The sequence below is a fragment of the Arthrobacter sp. J156 genome (assembly GCF_056172865.1).
The window spans coordinates 32,956-49,421 of the sequence record NZ_CM149650.1 but is presented as its reverse complement, the minus strand read 5'-3'; the positions used below and the strand labels follow the sequence as shown (position 1 = coordinate 49,421).

The 16,466-nt window shown below is 74.3% G+C and carries 17 protein-coding genes; 7 read left to right on the top strand and 10 right to left on the bottom strand.

Annotated elements, in window-relative coordinates; translation table 11 throughout:
- The first annotated feature begins 216 nt into the window (after positions 1–216).
- Together arsB and AC0QR5_RS00245 are read left to right on the top strand one after the other, a co-directional pair.
- Positions 217–1,257: an ACR3 family arsenite efflux transporter gene (gene arsB, locus AC0QR5_RS00250; protein ID WP_475372541.1), complete on the top strand. Its 1,041-nt coding sequence runs from the start codon at positions 217–219 to the stop codon at positions 1,255–1,257.
- 3 nt (positions 1,258–1,260) lie between these two features.
- Positions 1,261–1,719: an arsenate reductase ArsC gene (locus AC0QR5_RS00245; protein WP_329863391.1), complete on the top strand. Its 459-nt coding sequence runs from the start codon at positions 1,261–1,263 to the stop codon at positions 1,717–1,719.
- A 24-nt stretch (positions 1,720–1,743) separates the two neighbouring features.
- On the opposite strand, the gene AC0QR5_RS00240 is transcribed toward AC0QR5_RS00245, so the two are convergent.
- The gene (locus AC0QR5_RS00240) at positions 1,744–3,042 is read right to left on the bottom strand and encodes an MFS transporter (protein WP_329863389.1); all 1,299 of its coding nucleotides are present in this window, start codon (positions 3,040–3,042) and stop codon (positions 1,744–1,746) included.
- A gap of 72 nt (positions 3,043–3,114) precedes the next feature.
- On the opposite strand from AC0QR5_RS00240, the gene AC0QR5_RS00235 reads away from it, so the two are divergent.
- Positions 3,115–4,026, top strand: a complete 912-nt coding sequence (locus AC0QR5_RS00235) for an alpha/beta fold hydrolase (protein WP_329863388.1) — start codon at positions 3,115–3,117, stop codon at positions 4,024–4,026.
- Between the two features lie 22 nt (positions 4,027–4,048).
- Here AC0QR5_RS00235 and AC0QR5_RS00230 read toward each other — a convergent pair whose 3' ends face one another.
- Complete coding sequence (locus AC0QR5_RS00230) at positions 4,049–5,116, bottom strand: DUF368 domain-containing protein (protein WP_329863387.1); 1,068 nt, start codon at positions 5,114–5,116, stop codon at positions 4,049–4,051.
- Between the two features lie 151 nt (positions 5,117–5,267).
- Here AC0QR5_RS00230 and AC0QR5_RS00225 point away from each other — a divergent pair, with 151 nt between their 5' ends.
- A complete protein-coding gene (locus AC0QR5_RS00225; protein ID WP_329863385.1) occupies positions 5,268–6,602 on the top strand; it encodes an MFS transporter in 1,335 nt (444 codons plus the stop codon).
- Here the strand turns inward: AC0QR5_RS00225 and AC0QR5_RS00220 are convergent.
- Positions 6,547–7,086: a DUF305 domain-containing protein gene (locus AC0QR5_RS00220; RefSeq protein ID WP_329863383.1), complete on the bottom strand. Its 540-nt coding sequence runs from the start codon at positions 7,084–7,086 to the stop codon at positions 6,547–6,549. The two genes, AC0QR5_RS00225 and AC0QR5_RS00220, sit on opposite strands and share 56 nt — an antisense overlap.
- A gap of 178 nt (positions 7,087–7,264) precedes the next feature.
- Positions 7,265–8,215: a LacI family DNA-binding transcriptional regulator gene (locus AC0QR5_RS00215; RefSeq protein WP_329863381.1), complete on the bottom strand. Its 951-nt coding sequence runs from the start codon at positions 8,213–8,215 to the stop codon at positions 7,265–7,267.
- A gap of 320 nt (positions 8,216–8,535) precedes the next feature.
- Between AC0QR5_RS00215 and AC0QR5_RS00210 the strand changes: the two genes are divergently transcribed.
- Positions 8,536–9,012, top strand: coding sequence for a zinc-binding dehydrogenase (locus AC0QR5_RS00210; protein ID WP_329863380.1), 477 nt, complete (start codon positions 8,536–8,538; stop codon positions 9,010–9,012).
- Here the strand turns inward: AC0QR5_RS00210 and AC0QR5_RS00205 are convergent.
- Entirely contained in the window at positions 8,999–10,165 is a 1,167-nt protein-coding gene (locus AC0QR5_RS00205) for a hypothetical protein (RefSeq protein ID WP_329863378.1), read from the bottom strand. The genes AC0QR5_RS00210 and AC0QR5_RS00205 overlap by 14 nt on opposite strands.
- An 80-nt stretch (positions 10,166–10,245) precedes the next feature.
- Here AC0QR5_RS00205 and AC0QR5_RS00200 point away from each other — a divergent pair, with 80 nt between their 5' ends.
- The gene (locus tag AC0QR5_RS00200) at positions 10,246–11,139 is read left to right on the top strand and encodes a helix-turn-helix domain-containing protein (RefSeq protein ID WP_329863376.1); all 894 of its coding nucleotides are present in this window, start codon (positions 10,246–10,248) and stop codon (positions 11,137–11,139) included.
- Here the strand turns inward: AC0QR5_RS00200 and AC0QR5_RS00195 are convergent.
- From AC0QR5_RS00195 to AC0QR5_RS00180, 4 genes are all read right to left on the bottom strand, one after another.
- The gene (locus AC0QR5_RS00195; protein ID WP_329863374.1) at positions 11,078–11,620 is read right to left on the bottom strand and encodes a VOC family protein; all 543 of its coding nucleotides are present in this window, start codon (positions 11,618–11,620) and stop codon (positions 11,078–11,080) included. The two genes, AC0QR5_RS00200 and AC0QR5_RS00195, sit on opposite strands and share 62 nt — an antisense overlap.
- A 220-nt stretch (positions 11,621–11,840) precedes the next feature.
- Positions 11,841–12,929, bottom strand: a complete 1,089-nt coding sequence (locus tag AC0QR5_RS00190; protein ID WP_329863373.1) for an intradiol ring-cleavage dioxygenase — start codon at positions 12,927–12,929, stop codon at positions 11,841–11,843.
- Between the two features lie 159 nt (positions 12,930–13,088).
- A complete protein-coding gene (locus AC0QR5_RS00185) occupies positions 13,089–14,159 on the bottom strand; it encodes an NAD(P)/FAD-dependent oxidoreductase (protein ID WP_329863371.1) in 1,071 nt (356 codons plus the stop codon).
- Between the two features lie 34 nt (positions 14,160–14,193).
- Positions 14,194–15,288, bottom strand: a complete 1,095-nt coding sequence (locus AC0QR5_RS00180) for a class I SAM-dependent methyltransferase (RefSeq protein WP_329863370.1) — start codon at positions 15,286–15,288, stop codon at positions 14,194–14,196.
- A 48-nt stretch (positions 15,289–15,336) separates the two neighbouring features.
- On the opposite strand from AC0QR5_RS00180, the gene AC0QR5_RS00175 reads away from it, so the two are divergent.
- Positions 15,337–15,900 carry a helix-turn-helix domain-containing protein gene (locus tag AC0QR5_RS00175; RefSeq protein WP_329863368.1) on the top strand — a complete coding sequence of 188 codons (564 nt, stop codon included), beginning with the start codon at positions 15,337–15,339 and terminating at the stop codon, positions 15,898–15,900.
- A 10-nt stretch (positions 15,901–15,910) separates the two neighbouring features.
- On the opposite strand, the gene AC0QR5_RS00170 is transcribed toward AC0QR5_RS00175, so the two are convergent.
- Positions 15,911–16,450, bottom strand: a complete 540-nt coding sequence (locus tag AC0QR5_RS00170) for a DinB family protein (protein ID WP_329863366.1) — start codon at positions 16,448–16,450, stop codon at positions 15,911–15,913.
- Between the last annotated feature and the right edge of the window lie 16 nt (positions 16,451–16,466).

The window sequence follows — 16,466 nt, the reverse complement described above, 5'->3', positions numbered from 1 at the left end:
CTCGAATGGCTTCACATTGACACTCATGAATATAGTCCACGATACTCAATCCATCGATGATCATCGATGGAATCGATCTTGTCCCGTCGCCTGCCCCACCCATCGGAGCACCCCGTGCCAGCTGCCCCACGCCCTTCCACCTCTCGGTCCTCCGCTCCTCGGCGCCTGGGACTCGCCACCCTCGACCGGTGGCTCCCCGCCTGGATCCTGGCCGCGATGGCCGTGGGGCTGGGCATCGGCCGGCTCGTTCCAGGCCTGGGGGTGGCGCTCGAGTCCGTCCAGCTCGCCGGCGTCTCGCTGCCGATCGCCCTCGGCCTGCTCGTGATGATGTATCCCGTCCTGGCCAAGGTCCGGTTCCACGAGACCCGCCGGGTCGTCGGCGACCGCAAGCTGATGGCCACCTCGCTCGTCATCAACTGGCTGCTGGCCCCGGCGTTGATGTTCGGCCTGGCCTGGCTGTTCCTGCCGGACCTGCCCGAGTACCGCACGGGGCTCATCATCGTGGGCCTGGCCCGGTGCATTGCCATGGTGCTCATCTGGAACGACCTGGCCTGCGGCGACCGCGAGGCCGCCGCGGTGCTCGTGGCCGTCAACTCCGTGTTCCAGGTGGCAGCCTTCGGCGCGCTGGGCTGGTTCTACCTGCAGGCGCTTCCCGACTGGCTCGGGCTGCCGACCACGTCCGCCGAGTTCTCCGTCGGGGCGATCACGCTCTCCGTCCTCGTCTTCCTCGGCGTGCCCCTCGCGGCGGGCTACCTCAGCAGGACCGTCGGCGAGCGGACCAGGGGGCGGGACTGGTACGAGTCCAGCTTCCTGCCGCGCATCGGCCCGTGGGCGCTGTACGGCCTGCTCTTCACGATCGTCGTCCTCTTCGCCCTGCAGGGGGACGCCGTCATCGCCCGGCCGTTGGACGTCGCCCGAATCGCCGTGCCGCTGCTGGTCTACTTCGTGGTGGTCTTCGGCGCGTCGATGGTCATCGGGCGCGGCCTGGGCATGGGCTACGCCCGGACCACGACGCTGTCCTTCACTGCGGCCGGCAACAACTTCGAGCTCGCCATCGCCGTCTCGATCGCCACCTTCGGAGCCGCGAGCGGGCAGGCCCTGGCCGGCGTCGTCGGGCCCCTCATCGAGGTGCCCGTCCTCGTCGCGCTTGTCTACGCGGCCTTGTGGTCGCGCCGCTTCTTTCCCACGACAGGACACGACGGCGGATCCCCCGCCCCGCGCCCTGCTCCCGCCACCACCACGACCCGAAAGGCCTGACCCATGGGCAGCCCCGTCCCCGTTCCTCCCGCTTCCGGAAACCACGCCGCCGGTCCGGCCAGGCCCTCGGTGCTCTTCGTCTGCGTCCACAATGCCGGCCGCTCCCAGATGGCGGCGGGCTTCCTGACCGAGCTCGGGCAAGGCCGGATCGAGGTCCGCTCCGCCGGTTCCCAACCGGCCGAGACCGTGAACCCGGCGGCCGTCGCCGCGATGGCCGAGCTCGGGATCGACCTCTCCGCCGAGACGCCCAAGGTCCTCACGACTGACGCCGTGCAGGCCTCCGACGTCGTCATCACCATGGGGTGCGGCGACGAGTGCCCCTACTTCCCCGGCAAGCGCTACGAGGACTGGAAGCTCGATGACCCCGCCGGCCGGGGAATCGACGCGGTCCGTCCCATCCGCGACGAGATCCGGGAACGCGTCGAGGCCCTGATCGCGTCGCTTCTCCCGCCCGTCGCCTGAGCGGTCCGGGCAGGGCGGCCGTCCTCAGCCGCGCCCGTCGCGACGCCCCGTGGCGCTCTGCTGCACGCCCGAGACCAGGAGCACGGCGCAGCTGAACCAGATCGCCCCGGCCGGACCGAGGGGCGCCGCGGCCGCGCCGGCGAGCAGCGGCATCGCGACCTGTCCGACCCGGTTGCCCATGAGCCGCACCGCGAGCGCCGTGCCGCGCCAACCGTGCGGCACCGCCTCCGAGATGAGCGACATCGTGAGGGGCTGGCCCAGCCCCAGGAACACGCCGCCGGCGAAGAGCAGCAGCAGGCTCAGCCACGGCACGTCGAGCAGCAGCGGCGGCACCGCGAGGCCGGTCCCGGCCCCCAGCAGGCTCGCGCGCAGCAGCGTCCGGCGGGCGAAGCGGCGGCTCAGGTACGGCAGGAAGCCGCGGGACAGGATCGTGCCGATGCCACGGGCCGCCAGCAGCACGCCGACCCACGCCGGGGAGATCCCGTGCTCCTCCCCCACGAGCGGCAGGAACGCGGTGAGGATGTCGAGCATCGCCAGTAGGGCGAGCGAGGCGAACATCTGCCCCGGAACGCCGGGAACGTGCAGGATCCCGGACATGGTCGGCCGGGGCACCGCGGCCCCGCCGTCCGCCGCCGCGCCCTCGCGCGCAGCACCTCCGCCCCCGGCGGCGGGCGCGGAGGAGGCGGTCCCCGGCGTCGTACTGCCCGGCCGGCGGCGCGGCGAGAGGCCGGCCCAGCTCGAGCGTCCGATCAGCACGATCGCCGGCAGCACGAGCAGGGACAGGACCGCGCCGAGCCAGAAGGACGAGGTGATGCCCGCGGAGCGCCCGGCCGCGCCCTGCGTTCCGAGGAGGGCGCCGGCGATGAGCGGGCCCACGATCTGCCCGCCCGCGTAGGCCGCGGTGAACCAGCCGAAGCCGGCGTCGAGGGACCCGTTCGGGGAGAAGCGGCCGATCGCCGCCTGCCCGGCGATGGTGAAGACGAGGTGGCCCATGCCGAGGACCGCGCTCGCGACGGCGACCGCGGCGATCCCGGGCGAGAGCGCCAGGCCCGCCGCGCCGAGGCCCAGCATCACCGCGCCGCCGCCCACGAGCAGGCGCAGGCCGGGGACCCGGTCCGTCAACCGGCCGAGCCACAGCGCCGCGACGACCGGCAGCACCGCGTACGCAGCCGTGACCAGGCCGATCACCGCGGAGTCCGCGCCGAGCTCCAGGAGCCGGTAGGTCGTCACGGGCCGGACCAGGTTCAGCGCCGTCTGCGAGAAGAAGGCCGCGACCACGAGGGACCACAGCCACAGCGTCGAAGGCCGGCCGGCTGCGGGCATGGGTCCTCCCGGAGGGGGTCGTCAAGGGTCCCTTCAGGCTACTCCGCGGCCCCGTGGTGGCAGAATCGGAGCATGGCGCCGCGTCGAGGTCCTTCCAGCCCGTCCCCGGACGCCGCGCGGCTGCTGCCGCCCGGCGCGGTCGAGGAGTTCGCCGAGGCCGCGGGCGGACGGTTCCGCGTCCTGCGCAGCACCGCGTCCGGGACGGGCACGCCGCTCCTGCTCATCCACGGTGGCGGGCCGGACAACGCCGCGATTTCCTGGTACCGGGCCTTCGCTCCCCTGTCCGTGGATCGGCCCGTGTTCGCCGCCGACCTGGCCGGATGCGGCTACACCGAGGACGTCCCCGTGACGGGGACCGCCGCGGGGATGGCGGACCAGCTGGCGGAGCTGGCCGACGCGTTGGGGCTGGGCCGCATGGCCGTCGCCGGGGTCTCGATGGGCGGTGAGGTCGCGCTGCAGTTCGCGCTGCGGCATCCCGGGCGCTGCGCGGCGCTCGTCGCCGTCGCCCCCGGAGGGCTCGTCGAACGCCTCCAGGGCCGCTACGCGCAGCGCGCCGCCTGGCTCGCGACGCTCCTGCCGGATCCGGTGCTGAGGCCGCTCGCGGCCCTGGCCAACCGCTTCGTGGGCGCGGCGGTCAAGCGCATGGTGCACGATCCGTCCACGCTGCCCGCCGAGGTCGTCGCCGAGATGGTGCGCGAGGCCCGGCGGCCCGGATCCGGGATGGCCTACGGCGCCTACAACAAGGCCTCGATCGGCCCGCGCGGGATGCTGAACAACCTGCTGCCCGAGGTCGGCCGCATCACGGTTCCCACGCTGTTCTTCCACGGCGCCGCCGATCCCCTCGTCCCGCCGTCGGGTTCCGCCGGGGCCGCCGCGCGGATCCCCGGCGCCCGGCTCGTCCTGGTCCCCGATTGCGGGCACTGGGCGCAGCTCGAGGCGCACGGGGCCTTCGTCGACGAGGTGCGGGGCTTCCTGGCCGGGTAGCCCGGCCCCGGAGCCCTCCCGCTCAGCCCTCCAGGACCCGCGCCTCGGCCTCGGCCCGGGCCTTCGCGGTGTGGCGTGCCTCGAGCCAGATCGCCAGGAGCACGATCCCGGCGCCGGCGAGCGCGAGGATGCCGGCCGGGAACGCCTCCCCGGCGCCCGCGGCGACGAAGTTGCGGTCCTCGTCCTGCCACGGCCACAGGGCCCGCAGCCCGCCGGCCATGAGCCCGGTGACCACGACCATGGTGGCGTGGTGGTAGTGGTGCAGGAGCCAGCGCAGGAAGAACACGATCGCGACGCCGCCCAGCGCCGCGCCGCCGAAGAACCAGGCGAGGTGGCCGAAGTCGCGGTTGTTGACCGCCGACAGCGTCGGCTCGTACATCCCGAAGGACAGCAGCAGGAAGGACCCGGAGAGCCCCGGCAGGGCGAGCGCGCAGACGGCGACGGCCGCGGTGACGACGATGATGAGCGGCGTGGGCTCGAGGGTCTGCGGCGGCAGGGACACGGCGAAGCCGGCCAGCACGGCGCCCGCGACGGAGATCGCGACGTCCCGCAACCGCCAGGTGCCAGCCAGGCGCACGGGGATCAGCAGGGACGCGGCGACCATGCCGAAGAACGCCGCCCGGACCATCACGGGGTGCTCGTGCAGGAGGGTCTCCATGACGTCGGCCATGGTGACGGCGCCGACCAGCATGGCGGCGAGCAGGGGCGCGACGAGCAGCCATTCGACCTCGCGCAGCCGCGCCCGCCCGCGCGCGGCGTGCTCCTTGTCCTTCCACAGCGAGGTGGTCAGGAGCACGAGGCCGCCGAGGAGGGCGGTCGCGGAGTCGATGAGCCGCTCGTAGACCTTGACCACGAGGGCCACGGTGCCGCCGCTGACGCCGGGCATGGTCTCCACGGCGCCGATGAGGAGGCCGCGCAGGGCGTTGAGGAGGATTTCGACGGCCGGGCGGGCTTTGCGCCGCTCCCTCGCCTCGGCGGCGGCCGCGTCGAGGAGGGCCGCGCGCGCGTCCGGATCGGGCTCGAGGTCCGGGTTGCGGAGGAGTTCGGGATCCGGGCGGCCGGAGGGCCGGTCTGCGGGAGGATGTGCCAAGGGAGCTCTTTCGGTGGCCGGTCGCTGGTGCCCCTCAACCCTACCGGGCAACGGGGCACTCGCAGACCCTGCCGCGGCGCCGACGGAACTGGTGTGCTGGTCATGGCGCCCCGCCGAACCGAGACCCCGGGGCGTGCGAAGGAGCCCCGCCGTGACCGACCGAACCACCCCCGCCACGCCGCACCGCGTGAGCCCGCCACCGCGCCCGTCCGCGCTGCGGGGGAGCCGGACCTGGATGGTGGCGGCCGCCGTCGTCTTCGCCGCGCTGAACGCCCGCACGGTGATCGCCGCCGTCTCCCCCGTCGCCGCCGAGGTGGACGCGGAACTGGGGCTCGGGACGCTCGGATTCGGGATCCTCGGCGCCCTGCCGCCGGTCGCCTTCGCCGTGTTCGCGCTCGCCTCACCGCTCATCGCCCGGCGGGCCGGGCTCGACGCGGCCATGGGCGTGGCGCTCGCCGTCATGGCGGCCGGCCACGCCGTGCGCGTCGTCGCGGACGGGCCGGTCGCCTTCCTCGCCGGAACGGTCCTGGCCCTCGCCGGCGTCGGCGTGGCCAACGTGCTCCTGCCGCCGATCGTGCGACGGAATTTCCGGAACCGGATCGGCACGGCGACGTCGCTCTACGTCGTGGCGATGTCGCTCGGAACCGGCGGCCCGGCACTGCTCGGCGTGCCCGTCACCGATGCCGCCGGATGGCGCGCCTCGCTCGCCGTCTGGGCCGTCGCGGCCGCAGCCGCGGCCGTCCTCTGGTTCGGGGCGGTCCTCCTCCCCCACCGGCGGCGCCCACTCACCGGACCCGAGCCGAAGGCGGCGTCCGGGCGGCAGCCGGGCCCCGGCGTCGTCCCCGGCCCGGCATGGCGCTCCCCCACCGCATGGGCCATCGCCGCGCTGTTCGCGCTCGCCGCGACGCACGCCTACGCCGCCATGGCGTGGCTTCCGCTCATCATGGCCGAGACGGCGGGGGCCTCACGGGCCGGCGCCGGAGGGCTCTTGGCGCTGTTCGGCATGATCGGGATCCTGCCGTCGCTGACCGCCCCGGGCCTCGCGGCCCACCGGGTGCGGCTGAGGTCCTACCTGATCGCGGCCCTGGTCCTCATGGCGGCCGGCTACGCGGGGCTCATCGCCGCGCCGGGCGCGGCGCCGCTCGTCTGGACGGCGTGCATCGGGACGGGCAGCGCGTTCTTCCCTCTGTGCCTCGCGCTCGTGAACTTCCGGACCCGGACCGCGGAGGGCACGGTGGCGCTCAGCGGGTTCGTGCAGGCGTTCGGGTACGGCACCGGGGCCCTGGGGCCGCTCGTGGTCGGAGTGCTGCGCGAGGCGACGGGCACGTGGACGCTGCCGCTCGCCCTGCTGCTGGGCAGCACCGTGGTGGTCGCCGCGAGCGCGTGGGTGCTGGAGCGCGGCGCCTGCCTCGAGGACGAGACGACGCCGGCTACCGGCCGAGCAGCTCCTCCATCAGGGCGATCTCCGATTCCTGGTCCTCGATGACCTTCCCGGCCAGCTCGAGCGCCTCCGGGTCCTGCCCGTCATCGAGCTGGGTGCGGGCCATCTCCACGGCGCCCTCGTGATGGGCGATCATCTGCTCCAGGAAGAGCGGCCCGGCAGCGGCGGCGTCGGCGGACCCGAGCTCGGCGAGCTGCCCGGGGGTCATCATGCCGTCCATGTGCCCGCCGTGCCCGGCGTGCCCCTCCTCCGGCTCGCCCCACCGCCCGAGCATGGCCTTGAGCTGGCCGATCTCCGGCCCCTGGGCGGCCTTGATGTCGACGGCCAGTTCGCGGATCCGGGGGTCCAGCCCGTCCTTGCCGAGGACCGTCTCGCTCATCTCGATGGCCTGTTCGTGGTGCGGGATCATCATCTGCGCGAACGCCACGTCGGCGTCGTTGTGCCCGGCGTCGGCGGATGGCCCGGCCGAGCACCCCGCGATCAGCAGGGCGAACAGGACGGCGGGCAGGGCGCGGATCAGGCGCGTCATGGCTTCCTCGGGGTCGGTGGCGCTGGCATGCCGCGGACGGCACCGACGACTATATACCCTCCAGGGGTATCTTGGGGAGGGTGGCGGCCGCGTCCCCATGCCTCGCGGACGCGGGGCCGCGGGGACGCCAGCGTCGGAGGGCTGCGGGGGCATCGGAGCGGCCCCCGCCGCCGGGCCTTCAGGCGGACTCGCGGCGAACGATCGTCGACCCCGTCCCGTCGGACGGCACACCCTCCGCCTCCAGCCCCAGTGCGCGGCGCGCCGCACGGCGGCCGTAGGCCTCCGCGTCGATGCGGAGCGTGGTCAGGGACGGTTGCCAGATCGCCCCGTGCGGACCCTCGTCGAACCCCATGACGGAGAGCTCGGACGGCACGGACATCCCGAGGTCGCGAAGGGCGGTGAGGGCGAGCAGGGCGGTGTCGTCGTTGAACGCCGCGATCGCCGTCACCGACGGCCGCTCACGCCGCATCCGGGCCAGGGCGGCGACCGCTTCGTCGCGCGACGGGCCCACCACGACCAATCCGGGCTCGGGCAGGCCGAGCGACTGCGCGGCCCGGCGGGCGTGCGAGAGACGCAGCGAGACGACCCGTTCGTCGATGTCGTCCCGGGGGCAGGCCAGGGCGATGTGGCGATGCCCGCGTTCGGCGAGATACCGCAGTTGGGCCAGGGTGTGCACCGCCATCCCGTCGACCCACCCCCCCTCCCACCCCGACTCCTCGCTTCCGTCGAAGACGGCCGCGAGATCGAGGACGGCGCGGGGGGCGAACGCCTGGATGACCTCCCGCGTCAGGGAGTCCGCATCGCGGCGATGCGTGACCAGCAGGATGTGGTCCAGCCGGCGCAGCTCGTCATCCAGCCCCGCGATGAATCCGCCGAGGCCGCGCCCGGAGGGAACCCCCGCCGTGTTCAGCACCACCATCCGCGACGCGCCTTCGCGCAGCGCCCGGGCGATCCGGTGCGGCGTGTAGCCGAGCCGCCGCGCGGCCGCGCGCACGCGCTCCTGCGTGTCGGCGGGGATCGTCTGGCCGGGCGTCTCGTTGAGCACGAAGCTGACGGTCGACGGCGAGACCCCGCTCTCCCTGGCGACGTCCTTGGCGGTCGCGCGCGCCCTGTCCCGTTCGATGTCCACCGCACCAGACTACGGTTACTAATTCGATTTAGTGACTCCAGTCGGCCATGGCGTCGTCCGGCGCCCCACCCCCGCAGGAAGGAAGCCATCATGAGGTCCGTCTACGTCACGGGAGCCGACGAGAATTCGTGGGTCGAGGTCGGCGACCACGTCGTCGTCGACACGATGGCGTTCTCCGACGGGCTGCTCGGGTCCGGCGGGGCGCAAGGGGCGCTGTCCGAGTACGTGCTCGTCCGGGACTTCGAGCCCGGCCGCCAGCTCAAGGTCGTCCCGAAGGAGATCCCCTGGCACGTCGCCGCGGGGCCGGCCACATCGTTGTCGTGGACATCGTCGCCTCGCGCCTCGAGAAGGCCCTCACGATCGGTGCGGACGCCGTCATCAACTCCGCCGAGGAGGACGTGGCCGCCCGGCTCGTCGAACTCCATGGCGACGGCCGGAGCGCCCTGGTCCACGGCACCCGTTCCGGAACGGACGTCTTCCTCGACGCCGCGGGCGTGGCCGGCGTCGTCCAGACGGCCACGGGGCTCGCCAAGCACGGCGCCACGCTCGGCGTCGTCGCCGTCCACAAGAAGCCCGTGGAGATCGACTTCGGGGGCATCCTGACGACCGAGCTGAACATCGTGTGGTCGGTCGGCTACCCGACGGAGATCTTCGACGTCACGGACGACATCGTCGAGAACTGGGAGCGCTACGCCCACATCGTCAGCCACACGCTGCCGTTCGACCGGGCGCTCGAGGCCCTCGAACTGGCCAAGACGCCGGACGCGGCCGACAAGGTCGTCGTCACCTTCGACTGACGCCCGGCGGGACCGGCGGCACGACGGCGGCGATCCTCGCCTCGAGCTCGCCCGGGTCCAGGGCGAGGCCGTCGGGGCCGCGGAGCGCGCCGTCGCGGTACTGCCAGAGGACCTCCACGCCGGCATCGGTCACGAGCCGCCAACGCGTCCCCTCGACCATGGCCTCCGCCCCGACCCCGGCCTGCGCGCCGGCCTGCGCGAAGGAGGCCACCGCGGCCGGGAGTCCGGCCGCCGCCACGGCGTCGACGCGGTAGGGCGTGTTCTCGAGCCGCTTGCGGCCGGGCCCGCCGCTCAGCCCCAGCCGCGCGGCGACCGGGCGCGCGTCCTCCGCCTGCGACTGGTCCGCCGGCCAGCGCTCCTCCTGCCAGAACACGCACGCGTGCCCGGGGGGTCCGACGTCGGCGCGCAGCTCGCGCGCCGTCACCGCCTGTCCCGCGGGGCCGGGCACGGTCTCGAGGACGTGGAGCACGCACGACGGCGTCCGCCGCGGCTGCGTCAGCAGCAGCCCCTCCGGTGTCGCCCGGCCGTCGCGCCCGATGAGCCCGGCCTCGAGCAGGGGGCCCACCGAACCGTCCGCGACGGCCCGCGCGGGCGCCCTCGCCGCGAAGTTCCGCCACAGCAGGTCGACTTGGTGCTGGTCCAGCACGGGTCCCGCCGAGGCGCGCAGGTGGGGCCCCGGCGTCGTTCCCGGCCCACCCGGCGCACCTGTCTCCCGGCCGGGGCCCGCGGACGAGGCGAGCGTCCACGCCGGCAGCCGGGCGGGCGTCCCGTCGGCGGCGCGGACGGGCTCCAGCCCCTCGATCTGGCGGATCCACGACGGACGCAGCCCGGCGGGCATCCACCAGTACGCGAACACGACGCCGGCCACGACGCCCACCGCGCCGAGGGCGCCGAGTCCCGTGCTTGCCCACTGCCACGCCGTGCCGTCCGGCGCCGGGACCGATCCGGCCACCGCGGCGCCCCACGCGATCCAGACGGCCGCGGCCACCACGAGGAGACCGCCGCCCATCCAGGCCAGCGCCGGGCCGAGGTAGGCCATGAACACGTTCCATGGGCGCCACAGCCCCCGGTAGCACTGGATCCCGAACCACAGGGCCGGGGCGCCCGCCACGGTCAGGCCCAGGGCGAACAGCAGGGTCGATTCGGTGTCCATGCGGGGCTCCTTCGCTCGTCACCGCCAGCCTAGCGGCGCCGTCCTTCCCCGCGGGGCGGACCGCCTGCGACGATGGCCCCATGACCTCCGCGCGCGGACCCCTGCAGCCCCTCGGCCCCGGGCGCGCCGTCGTGACGCGCGCGGCTCCCCCGGCGCACCTCGCCGGACTCGTGCGGCACTACTGGAGTGCCCGCTGGGACGTCCCCGACGGCGCCGTCCAGGTCCAACGCGTCCTGACCTACCCCAGCTGCAACCTCGTCGTGGAGACGGGCGCGGGCGCCGAGGGCATGCTCTACGGACCCGTCACCGGGCTCTCCACACGGCGCCTGGCCGGGCGCGGCACCGCCTTCGGCGTCCTGCTCCAGCCGGCCGCGGGGGCCCTGCTCTCCGACGTGCCGATGCCCCGGCTCGCCGACTCGGGCCGGCCCGCCGCCGCCATCGGCTTCACGGCCGGACCCGACATCGCCGCGCTGCTGCCGCTGGGGCTGGACGGGGACGACGCCGGCGCGGCCGGTCGCGCGCACGGCGGCACCACCGGCGCCCCGGAAGACGACGACGGGAGGGTGGCCCCGGCGTCGTACGCCCGGCCCTTCGAGGACTGGCTCGCCGCGCGGCTCCCGGACGGGGCGGACCCGGAAGGGGCGCTCGTGAACCGGATCGCGGAGGAGGTGGAAGCGGACCCGGCGCTGCTGCGGGTGCGGGAGCTCGCCGCCCGGTTCGAGATCGGCGAGCGCACGCTGCAGCGCCTGGTCCGCGCCCGGCTCGGCCTCACGCCGAAGTGGCTCATCCAGCGCCGCCGCCTGCAGGAGGCCGCGGCCCGCCTCGCCGACGGCGCCGGACCGGACCTGGCCCGGCTCGCGCACTCGCTCGACTACGCCGACCAGGCCCACTTCTCCCGCGACTTCTCCGCCGTCACGGGGATGTCTCCGGGTCGGTACCTGGGCCAGCTAGGTACTGGGCCAGCCACGCGTTGACGCGCGCCTCCGACGCGGCGCGGGAGAGGTCCTCGACCCGCGTCATGACCGCCCAGCGCCGGTGGAACGGGTCCAGGACGGTCGCGTAGCGGTCGCCCGAGACGAAGTCCGACGGCGGCTCCACCACGGTCGCGCCGCGCGCCACCGCCGCGGCGAAGACCGCGTCGACGTCGGGGACGTAGAGGCAGATCGAGCCGCTGACGTGCTCCGCGTCCTGGGCGCGCAACCCGGGCATCGGGTCGGCGAGCTGCAGGATGCCGTGGCCGAAGTCGAGCTCTGCGTGGGAAATGGTCTCCGATCCGTCCTCGCGCGGGGCCCCGGGCATCCGGGACAGGACCGTGGCGCCGAAGACGTCCCGGTAGAACTCGAGCGCCTGCGCCGCCGGCTCGACGACGATGAACGGGGTCAGCGAGGTGTAGCCGGCCGGGACGCCGTGCGTGGTGTGCTCCCCGTGGGCCGGGGCGCGGGGCGTGGTGCTCATGGCGGGATCCTCCTGGTGGGGGGCGGTGCGGGCCGCCCGTGCTGGTCGATGCCTCCAGCCAACGCCGGAATGCTCCCGGGGTCTTGAACAAACGCGACACCCTTCTCGCCCGCGGTGTCGGGGTAGATGTCGGAACTCGACACGTCTTCCCGCACTTTCCCCGACACCGCCGATGGGGGTCGGGAGTGTGGGGCGTCAGGAATGCGCGGGCGTCAGGTCGTCAGCCGTCCGTGGTCGACGAGCCCTCCGACGCCGGCGCGCCGCCGCCCGGGGCGCCCTCGGGCGGGGTGCCGCCGCCACCGGGGCCGCCCTCGCCGCCACCACCGCCGCCCATCGTTCCGGCGGTCGGCTCGGTGCGCGTGTCCACGCCGACGGTGAGCTTCACGGCATACCCCTCGCCGACACTCCCGGTGACGGTCGCGAGCTGGGTGGCCCCGGCGTCGTCCCCGAAGACGTTGTCCGTCTCCAGGGTGAGGCTCGAGAGGTTCCGGACCGAGGATTCGTAGCCCGCCGTCGCGTAGACGGCGTCGCTCACGTCCTGCGGAATGGCGACCTGGGAGGTGGAGATGGCGTTCGCCGCGTCCGTGATGGAGTCCTGGTCGGGGTAGACCTCGAAGTGGATGTGCGGCCAGCGGCCCGTGTAGCAGGCGGGGAAGATGCTCGTGTACCGGACCACGCCGTTCTCGTCGGCGATCTGGACGCCGCGCAGGTAGTTCTCGCCCTCCACGCCCTCCGAGTAGAGGGAGTAGTTCCCGTCCCGGTCGCAGTGCCACACGTACACGGCCACGCCGGCGAAGGGGACGTTGCCGTTGGCCATGTCCAGGATCGTCAGTTCGAGCGTCATCGGGATGCCCTCGGCCGTGACGGACGCGTCGCCGAAGCTCGAGCGGATGTCGCTGCGCACGATCCCGCTTTCCTGCAGCGCGTTGGGCCCGTTGGACCCGTCGCCCGGGTAGGGGCCCGCGGTCTCGTCCGGGATCTCGGTCAGGCCGGAAGCGGAGGACGACGACGATGCCGTCCCCGTCGCCCCGCACGCCGCGAGCCCGAACGCCGCCGCGCCGAGGCCCAGGAACTGCAACGCCCGGCGACGCCCGATGAGCGTCCCGACGTCGAACGCCAGACCCTGGTCCTCGAGGTCCTCTTCGGGCCGCGGCAGCGGGCGTCCCTCGTAGTGCGTGGGCTTGCCGGTCGTGGCGCGCGAGGCCTCGAGGTCCCGGGCCAGCGCTGACGGCGCGGACGGCACGGGCAGCGGGCGCGTGGGCGGCGCGTCGAGGACGGCGGGTAGCTGGGCTGTCGTCGATCGGTCCATGGGTTCCTCCTGGTTGCTTGGCTGCTGCCAGCCTAGGAACCGTTCCTATGGCAACCCTGTGGCGGCGGACAGGCGGGGCTGTGTCCATGAACGGGGCCCGACCGGGCGGTGTCCGGCTTCACTGGGTCGGCGCGGCCGGGCTGGCCGCCGCGCCCCGGTTCAACCGGTCGGCGCGGCCATGCATGCGGCCGTGCGCGCCGCCGCGGCCCGCGCGTCCTCGAGGGCGAGCTCGGCGTTGATCGCCGCGGCCGCCATCGTTCCGCCCCCGCCGGCGACGGAGACCATCGCCGAGAGGTCGCTCGAGTTTCCCGCGGCCCATACGCCCTCGATCGGCGTACGACCCATGGGGCCGGTCTCGATGAAGCGTCCCATGGGGTGTTCGGACAGCTCCCCGCCGAGCTGCTCGTAGAGCCCACCGCGCGCGATCATCCGCGGCCCGACGGCGAGCGCGTCGACCTCGATCCGCTCCCCGCCGGCCAGGACCACGGCGAGCGGCGACGAGCCGTGGTCGTCGGCGTGTTCGGCGCCCGCTTCCTCCGGTTCGACCCGCGCCACGGGCCCCGGGACGGTGCGGACGCCGAGGGCGGCGAGCTGCGCGGATTCCTCCGGGCCGAAGCCGTCGATGCGGTGCAGGAAGACGGTCACGGTGTCGCTGAGCTGGCGGAACAGGAGCGCCTGGTGGACGGCGAACGGCGTGGTGGCGAGGATGCCGATCCGCTGCCCGCGCACCTCGTAGCCGTGGCAATACGGGCAATGCAGCACACGCCCGCCCCACTCCCCGCGCACGCCGGGCACGTCAGGCAGCTCGTCGACGAGGCCCGTGGCGAGCAGCAGCCGCCGCCCGGTCACCCGGGTGCCGGTGGAGAGGACGACGGCGAACGCTTCGCCTTCCCGGGCGGCCGAGACGGCCTCCGCCGCGACGATGCGCGCGCCGTAGGCCTCCGCCTCCGAGCGGCCGGCGGCGAGGAGCTCGAGCGGGTTCACGCCCTCGCGGCCCAGCAGGTTGTGGGCGGCGTGCGCGGGGGCGTTGCGCGGTTCCCCGGCATCGACGAGGAGGACGCTGCGCAGCGAGCGGGCGAGCGTCGTGGCCGCGCTGAGGCCGGCCGCTCCCCCGCCGACGACGACCACGTCGTAGCTCGTGGATTCCACGGGGACGGCGGTGGATCCGGGATCGGCGGCGGTGGATCCGCGCTCGGTGTCGTGGAAGGACCGGTGGCTGTCAGTGTTCACGGTTGGCTCCTGTCGGTGTGGGACGGGTTGGCGGTCAGGACGGGTTGGCGGGTCGGCGCGCGGCCCACGCGGTACGGCGCGTGCGCAGGCCCACGACGGGCAGGTGGTCGAGCGAGCCCAGCCCGTGGCCGAGCAGGGCATCGAGTGCGGCCCGGTCGGCGGGGTCCGGTTCCGGGCCCGCGACCCCCGGGCGAGGCGTGGCGTGGCCATGCCCCGCGTGACCGGCCGGGCGCGGCCCCCCGATCCCTGCTTGGAGGCGCTCCAGATAGAGCCGGGCGAAGCGGCGGACCTGCGGAGAGTCCTGGGCGTGGACCTCGAACACACGCCGGCCGGCGGGCTCGAATCCCGCCGCCTCGAGGACGGGGCCCCAGTCCGGGTGTCCGTTCCAGCCGGCGGCCTCGACGGCGCGGTGGCAGCGTTGCTCCAGCGCGGCGGGCTCCTCGCCGGCATCCTCGAGGAAGCGTGGCAGGCCGTCGAGCTCGAGCACCAGCAGCAGCCCGCCCGGTCTGAGCGTCTCGAAGACGCCGCGCAGCGTGCTCCCCGGATCGGCCACGTGGTGCAGCGAGGACGAGGCCCACGCCAGATCGGCCCAACCCACATCGGCGGCCGGCCCGGCATGCTCCGGTCCGCCGGCCGAGAGGCCGCGTTGCGCGTTGGCCGCAGGATCCGACGGCCGGACAGCGGCGACCCAGCCGCCGTCGAGGTCGGCCTCGACGGTCCGCAGCCGCGAGCTGGAACCTGCGCCGGCGCCAGCGCCTGCATCGGAGCCGGGGCCGGCACCTTCCGCCGCGGACCTCAGCCGCTCGAGCATCGCGGGCGACACGTCGACGGCGGTCAGCCGGGCCTCCGGGAAGCGCCGGGCCAGGGCCAGCGTGCCCACGCCGGTGCCCGCGCCGAGGTCGACGGCCTCGCGGACGGGGCCGGCCGCCAGCGCGGCGATCCATTCCGCGGCCTCGTCGGCGTAGCTCCCGCCGAGAGCGGCGTCGAGCTCGATGACCTCGGCCATCGCGGCGTCGTGGTCGCCTTCGTGGTGATGTCCACCGTGCCCAAGTCCGGTGTGGAGGTGTCCGCCGTGCTCGTGGTCGGCGTGGAGGTGTCCGTCGTCGTGTTGTCCGTGGTGATGGTCCATGCCCTCAAGGCTAGGCGTCCCGTGCTTTCAGCGCATAGACTCTTGCGTATGACGCAAGAATTCGAGATCGACGCCGTCGTCCGCCGCCGCATCCGTGGCCTCCGCACCGCGAGGGGCTGGTCCCTCGAGGCCCTCGCGAAGCGCTGCGGCATGACGCCGTCGACGCTGAGCCGCATCGAGACGGGCCACCGGCGGATCGCCCTCGACCAGCTGGTCCCCCTTGCCCACGCCCTGGACACCACGCTGGATGCCCTGGTGGAGGCGGAAGCCGACTCCGACGTCGTCATCCGTCCCGAACCCCAGCACGCGCCGGGCCTGACCACGTGGCTGCTCTCGAGCGAGTCGACCCTGCACGGGGTCACCGTCGCGAAGATGCGCATCACCAACGAGCGCGAGGTCCCCGCCGAGCTGCCCGTCCACCCGGGGCGCGAGTGGCTGACGGTGCTCTCCGGAACGGCCCGGCTCCAGCTCGGCGCGCGCGTCGTCACCGTCCGCGCAGGCCAGGCCGCGGAGTTCTCCACGATGGTCCCGCATGCCATCACGGCCGAAGGCGGGCCCGTGGAGATCCTGACGATCTTCGACCACGACGGCGAACGCGCGCACCTGCACTGAGGCGCGCCTCCTACTCCCCCGTCTCGCCGTCGACGGCCTCCCGCAGCAGGTCCGCGTGCCCGTTGTGCCGGGCGTACTCCTCGATCATGTGCACGAGGATCCAGCGTAGGCTCGGCGGATCCTCGCCATGCCGTGCGTGGTCGGCCGGGCGGCCGAGCCCGCCGTCCGCAACGGCCCGGGCGACGTGTGCGCGGGAGCGGGCGACGGCGTCGTCCCAGAGCGCGCGCAGCGCCTCCGGCTCGTCGCCGGCCGCCGAGTTCCACTCCCAGTCGGGGTCCCGTTTCCAGTCCACGTCCCGCCAGGCGGGGTCCGGCTCGAGGGCCAGGAGCTGGCAGCCGAACCAGAAGTCCTCCACCCACGCCATGTGCTTGAGCAGGCCACCGAGGGTCATGGCGGACGCGGCCGTCGTGGCGCGCAGGCCCTCGGCGCCAAGCCCGCGGCACTTCCACTCGAGGGTCTGACGCTGGTAGTCGAGGAACCCGGTGAGCGTCTCGAGCTCCCCGGCGGACCCGGGCGGCTCGGTGCGGCCCTGTTCGTCGATGATCGTCATGCGGCGTCCTTTCAGT

What these genes read in the sequence shown, in the direction of transcription:
- arsB (WP_475372541.1), top strand. Translation starts at nt 217, where the DNA reads ATGGCCGTGGGGCTGGGCATCGGCCGGCTCGTTCCAGGCCTGGGGGTG.
- AC0QR5_RS00245 (WP_329863391.1), top strand. Translation starts at nt 1,261, where the DNA reads ATGGGCAGCCCCGTCCCCGTTCCTCCCGCTTCCGGAAACCACGCCGCC.
- AC0QR5_RS00240 (WP_329863389.1), bottom strand. Translation starts at nt 3,042, where the DNA reads ATGCCCGCAGCCGGCCGGCCTTCGACGCTGTGGCTGTGGTCCCTCGTG.
- AC0QR5_RS00235 (WP_329863388.1), top strand. Translation starts at nt 3,115, where the DNA reads ATGGCGCCGCGTCGAGGTCCTTCCAGCCCGTCCCCGGACGCCGCGCGG.
- AC0QR5_RS00220 (WP_329863383.1), bottom strand. Translation starts at nt 7,086, where the DNA reads ATGACGCGCCTGATCCGCGCCCTGCCCGCCGTCCTGTTCGCCCTGCTG.
- AC0QR5_RS00205 (WP_329863378.1), bottom strand. Translation starts at nt 10,165, where the DNA reads ATGGACACCGAATCGACCCTGCTGTTCGCCCTGGGCCTGACCGTGGCG.
- AC0QR5_RS00200 (WP_329863376.1), top strand. Translation starts at nt 10,246, where the DNA reads ATGACCTCCGCGCGCGGACCCCTGCAGCCCCTCGGCCCCGGGCGCGCC.
- AC0QR5_RS00195 (WP_329863374.1), bottom strand. Translation starts at nt 11,620, where the DNA reads ATGAGCACCACGCCCCGCGCCCCGGCCCACGGGGAGCACACCACGCAC.
- AC0QR5_RS00190 (WP_329863373.1), bottom strand. Translation starts at nt 12,929, where the DNA reads ATGGACCGATCGACGACAGCCCAGCTACCCGCCGTCCTCGACGCGCCG.
- AC0QR5_RS00180 (WP_329863370.1), bottom strand. Translation starts at nt 15,288, where the DNA reads ATGGACCATCACCACGGACAACACGACGACGGACACCTCCACGCCGAC.
- AC0QR5_RS00175 (WP_329863368.1), top strand. Translation starts at nt 15,337, where the DNA reads ATGACGCAAGAATTCGAGATCGACGCCGTCGTCCGCCGCCGCATCCGT.
- AC0QR5_RS00170 (WP_329863366.1), bottom strand. Translation starts at nt 16,450, where the DNA reads ATGACGATCATCGACGAACAGGGCCGCACCGAGCCGCCCGGGTCCGCC.